This is a genomic window from Catenulispora rubra, assembly GCF_015356825.1.
In the GTDB taxonomy this organism is placed as follows: domain Bacteria; phylum Actinomycetota; class Actinomycetes; order Streptomycetales; family Catenulisporaceae; genus Catenulispora; species Catenulispora rubra.
Map to the genome: position 1 here is coordinate 1 of NZ_JAACYW010000479.1, position 5070 is coordinate 5070.

Annotated in this window: 6 protein-coding genes; 2 read left to right on the forward strand and 4 right to left on the reverse strand. The window is 69.0% G+C overall.

All coding sequences use genetic code 11. The features are described 5' to 3' along the window. Positions 1-547: 547 nt before the first annotated feature. From GWK61_RS52620 to GWK61_RS52635, 4 genes are all read right to left on the reverse strand, one after another. Positions 548-1606, reverse strand: a complete 1059-nt coding sequence (locus GWK61_RS52620) for an alanine racemase (protein WP_194921791.1) — start codon at positions 1604-1606, stop codon at positions 548-550. A gap of 53 nt (positions 1607-1659) precedes the next feature. Next, a complete protein-coding gene (locus tag GWK61_RS52625) occupies positions 1660-2844 on the reverse strand; it encodes a lipid II:glycine glycyltransferase FemX (protein ID WP_194921795.1) in 1185 nt (394 codons plus the stop codon). A 9-nt stretch (positions 2845-2853) separates the two neighbouring features. Then, complete coding sequence (locus tag GWK61_RS52630; RefSeq protein WP_194921796.1) at positions 2854-3642, reverse strand: deoxyribonuclease IV; 789 nt, start codon at positions 3640-3642, stop codon at positions 2854-2856. Positions 3643-3753: 111 nt separating this feature from the next. Further along, entirely contained in the window at positions 3754-4113 is a 360-nt protein-coding gene (locus GWK61_RS52635) for a hypothetical protein (protein ID WP_194921797.1), read from the reverse strand. A gap of 253 nt (positions 4114-4366) precedes the next feature. Between GWK61_RS52635 and rpsF the strand changes: the two genes are divergently transcribed. After that, on the forward strand, positions 4367-4672 hold the full coding sequence (gene rpsF / locus GWK61_RS52640) for a 30S ribosomal protein S6 (protein WP_012784585.1): 306 nt from the start codon (positions 4367-4369) through the stop codon (positions 4670-4672). 30 nt (positions 4673-4702) lie between these two features. Continuing rightward, the coding region (locus GWK61_RS52645; RefSeq protein ID WP_194921798.1) for a single-stranded DNA-binding protein at positions 4703-5070 on the forward strand (368 nt) is incomplete at its 3' end.

Here is a 5070-nt window from a genome sequence, read left to right on the forward strand (position 1 = left end):
GCCGTGCTGTTGTCGGGCGGGATGCTGCTTGGTGTCAGTGCGCTGCCGGGTGCGGTTGGGCTGTGGTTTTACAGGCGATTTTTACGGCTTCGCCAATGGTTTGATGACCTCGCAGGGGGACGCAGTTCGGTTGAGCGTCGCAGGTCGCGCTGGCGGCTGGCGGTGTTCGCGTATACGACCACGCATGAGTCCGAGTCACTGCGCACACGTTTGGTCTGGCGGGCGGCGGCCGCGTTTGGTGGGCGCCTTGAGGCCTCCGGCGGGCGCTCCTCGACGGGGGGGCGACCCGCGCGTCCTGCTTGCTGCCGGCGGCCCGCGACTGTTCGGCTTTCTATCACGCTGTTGCCTGCGCCGCGTTGCCTGCTGGCGGTGCTGCTTTTGGTCGCCAAGGTCCTTCGGACCCCCTCACCACGTGGCCGGTCGGGCTGATCCGTCACCAACCGCAGCTGCCACGGCGCCGGTTCCGGTCAGGACTGGCAGTCCAGCCGTGTCCGGCCCGCTTGCCGCGCGGCGATGTCGAACCGCCAGCCGCCAGCGCGGCCCGCCCTCAGTCGAAGACCACCCGGTCCACGTGCGTCATCACCGGGCTCACCTCGACCGGGAGCTCCTCCCCCACCTTCGGGGGTGTCACGCTGGCGGGGAGGAACAGTACCGACACCTGCATGTGCGGGGGTTCGGCGAACCACAGGGTCTTGCCCTGCCAGGAGAAGGGGGACATCGTTCGGTTCAGTAGTGCCAGGCCGGCGCGGGCTGTGAACTTGGCTCGGGTCTTGAGGCCTGGGATGCCGCGGCCGAAGTTCTTTGGGTTCTCTAGGCCTACGCCGTGGGCGGTGCCGCCGGAGGCCACGATCAGGTAGCCGTCGGCGCGTACCTTGTGCTGGCGGTAGCCGAAGCGGTCGCCCTTGCTCACCTTCTGCACGCTGTGCACGGTGCCGCGTGTTTGCAGCACCTTGCGGTTGCCGAGCCAGAGTTCTGTGCCGATCCGGGGGCGTACCGTCGTTCCCTGGTGCCGCTTGGCCAGGGTGCTGATCTCGGCGGGGGACAGGTGGCTGACGAACAGGGTCCGGACCGGGATGCCTGCGGCGACCAGGGCGTCCACCCAGTCGCTGACTTCGCGGAGGTAGTCGCTGGCCACGCGGTCCAGGGGCATGTGCACTGAGAAGCCCTCCAGGCGCGCCTGGTCGGACTCCAGGACTGTGGCGAGCCTGGGGATGTCCTGCTTCTCCAGGCCGAAGCGGCGCATGGAGGTCATCAGGTCGACGACGACGCGCCGGCCCAGCAGTGCCTCCACCGCCTCGACTGAGGACACCGTGCGGATGACGCGGTCCGGGAGGCCGCGGACGTCCTCGCCGAGCAGGTACGGCGTCAGGACCAGGAGGCGTCCCGAGTAGTGGTCCTTGGCCTGCTCGGCTTCGGCGGCCGTGCCCACTGCCGTTATCTCCACGCCCCCTGCGGCGAGCTTGGAGGCTGCCTCCATGAGGTTCGGGATGCCGAGGCCGTAGCCGTTGACGCCCTTGGCCACCGGCACCAGATCGGGGTGGCGGGCCAGGACCTCGTCCTGGTGGGCGCGCCAGCGCTCCGTGTCGACGTGCAAAGTGAGCGACAAGGTTCCGACTCCTTAGGGAAGCAGCTCAGGGGACGCGCAGTGGGTCCGCGCCCTTAGCGGCGGGCCATGTACATCTCGAAGGCGCGGTGCAGCAGCGGGTTCAGGGCGTAGTCCCACTCCCCGAGGTACTCCACCGCCTGGCCGCCGGTGCCCAGCTTGAACTGGATCAGGCCGAACAGGTGGTCCTCCGGGTCCAGGGTGTCACTGATACCGCGCAGGTCGTAGACCTTGCAGCCGGCGGCGTGGGAGTCGCTGAGCATGCGCCACTGGATGGCGTTGGAGGGACGCAGTTCGCGCTTGTGGTTGTCGGAGGCGCCGTAGGAGTACCAGGCGTGGTCCCCGACGGTGACCAGGGTCGTGGCGGCCAGCAGCTCGCCCTCGTGGCGGGCCAGGTACAGGCGCAGGCGGTTGGGGTTCTCCGCCTCCATCGCCTTCCACATGCGCTGGAAGTAGGCCAGGGGACGCGGCTTGAAGTGGTCGCGGACGGCGGTGACCTCGTAGATCTTGTGGAACTCCGCGAGGTCTTCGTAGCCGCCGAGGGTGACCTCGACGCCGTTCTTGTCCGCCTTCTTGATGTTGCGGCGCCAGAGCTGGTTGAAGCCCTTCTGGATGTCCTCCAGAGTGCGGGGCTTGCCGGCGTCGTCGACCAGCGGCAGCTGGAAGACGTAGCGGGGCTGGAAGTCGCCGAAGCCGGCGCCCTCGGCCTCCTTGCGGGTCCAGCCGGTGGCGCGCAGCTTGTCGATGACGCGCAGGGCCGCGGGGTCCTCGAAGTCCGGCTTGATGTCCTTCAGACGGACGCCGCCCTCGGTCTCGGCGATCGCCTTCTTCAACGTCTCCGAGTTCCAGCGGCGGGACACCAGTTGCGGGCCCATCTTCACCGTGAACGCGCGGCGCTTGCGCAGGTGCGCCAGCAGCAGCTTCAGCGCCTGCCCGGCGTCGGCCGAGGTGAGGTCCAGGATCGGGCCCTCGGGGAGGTAGGCCAGGGAGCGGCGCAGGAAGGGGAGCTTGTCCCGCTTGGGGATCGGCACGTCCCGGTACAGCACCAGCGCCGCGCCGACGACCTGGCCGGTGGCGTCGTCGACCCAGCCGACGGACTCGGGCCGCCAGTCCGTCTTCACGTCTCCGTTGGCAGGACACTGCAGGAAGCTGACAGAGGTCGCGACGTTCGTATCCGCCGCGCGCTCCTCGATGAACGCCACATGTTCCTCGCGGCTCAGCGTCCGCACCCTCAAGACCATGCGCCAACCTTATGCGACGCGCTCCCGCAGCCACTTGATGTCCGCCGCCTGCGCCTCGGGACCGCCCGGGGTCTCGCAGATCGCCGGGCACCCGGCGTCCGCGATCACCTGCGCGATCACGTCCGGCGGGGCGATCTCGCCGGTGCCGAAGTTGGCGTGGCGGTCGACGCCGGAGTCGAAGCCGCCCTGGGAGTCGTTGGCGTGGACCAGGTCGACGCGGCCGGTGACGGCCTTGATGTCGGCGACCGCGCTCTCCAGCGGGATGCCGCCGGCGAAGGCGTGGCAGGTGTCCAGACACAGGCCGATGCCGCTGTGGCCCACGGCGTCCCACAGCTTCGCGATCGCCTCCAGGCGCCGGGCCATGGCGTGGTCGCCGCCGGCGGTGTTCTCGATGAACACCGGGCAGTGCTGCTCCAACTGGTCCACGGCCTTGCGCCAGTTCTCGAAGCCGACGTCGGGGGCGTCGGTGGCGGTGACGTGGCCGCCGTGCACGACCACGCCGCGGGCGCCGGCCTCGGCGGCCAGCGCGACGGTCTGCTGGAGCAGCTTGCGGCTGGGGATGCGGATCCGGTTGTTGGTGCTGGCGACGTTGATGATGTACGCGGCGTGCACGTAGACGGCGACGTCGGCCTGCTCGGCGGCAGCCCTCAGCGCGGCGGCGCCGCCGGGATAGGCGACGGTCGGCGCCTTCCAGCTCTGCGGATCGCCCAGGAAGATCTGGACGGCGTCGGCCCCGCGGGCCGACGCTTCCGCGATCGGGTCTTCGTTGCCGACGTGGGAGCCGATGAGCATAGCCATAGGCTCCACGCTAACGCCCGGCACCGACAGGGCTACTCAAGGCGGCCGACAGCACGCCCGGGACCGCCGGCAGCGTTCCTGGGACGGCAGTGACCGGAGTGATCGCAGTGACTACCAGAGACCGCCGTGATGGATGTGGAATGCGAAGGCCACCGCGGCGAGGCCGATCGCGCAGACGTTCACCATCCGCTCATAGGTGGTGTCCGACGTCAGCTGCGCGTAGAGGCCGACCACGATGCCGACCAGCGCGATCCAGCCGCCCAGGACGTGCCCGCCGGTCCAGCCGATCATCGCCGCGCCGACCACGGCGAGCAGCAGGGCGGCGGCCGTGAGGGCCAGTTCGTGCGTGTGGCTGCCGATGTGGAAGCCGGGGCGCTCGCGGGGGTCCTCCGCGTAGTCCGCGGCCGTGGATCCGGGCCGGCCGGCCACCTCGGGGCCGTAGTCACCCGTACCGGGGGTCGTCTGCGTCATGCCCTGTCACCTCACTCACGTGCGCACAGCGGATCACAAACGTAATCGGACCACTACCCAGGATCGGGTGAACCGACACGGATTTCAATCCGGGCGGCTCGCCGGGGTAACCTTGACCGTTCCCCGAGTGTCAGAGCGCCGGAGTAGCGTCGCCGCAGGCGAGTTGCAACGGTGCCGGCCAGGGGAGACGCGCAAAACCCTCCTGCCACGGAGAGACCGTGGCCGCATAGTCCAAAGGAGGTGGGTTACGCATATGCGTCAGTACGAAGTCATGGTCATCCTGGACCCGGACCTCGACGAGCGTTCGATCGCCCCGGCCCTCGAGGGATTCCTCAAGGTCATCCGCGATCTGGGCGGCAGCATCGAGAAGAACGACATCTGGGGCCGCCGTCGGCTCGCCTACGAGATCAAGACCAAGAGCGGCAAGAAGGTCAGCGAGGGCATCTACGCCGTCGTCGACGTGCAGGCCACGCCGGACGCCGTCAAGGAGTTCGACCGTCAGGCGAACCTGTCCGAGACCGTCGTCCGCACCAAGGTCATCCGTCCCGACCAGCGGTAAGACACCCGCTCTCACGTTTGAGGACCTGACATGGCAGGCGAGACCGTCATCACCGTCGTCGGCAACCTGACCGACGACCCCGAGCTCCGCTTCACCCCTTCCGGTGCCGCGGTCGCGAACTTCACCGTCGCGTCCACGCCGCGCACCCTGGACCGCCAGACCAACGAGTGGAAGGACGGCGACGCGCTGTTCCTGCGCTGCTCGATCTGGCGGCAGGCCGCGGAGAACGTCGCCGAGTCGCTGACCCGCGGAATGCGGGTGATCGTCTCCGGGCGGCTGCGCCAGCGGTCTTACGAGACCAAGGAAGGCGAGAAGCGCACCGTCGTCGAACTCGACGTCGAGGAGATCGGCCCGTCGCTGAAGTACGCGACGGCGAAGGTCACCAAGGCCAACCGGCC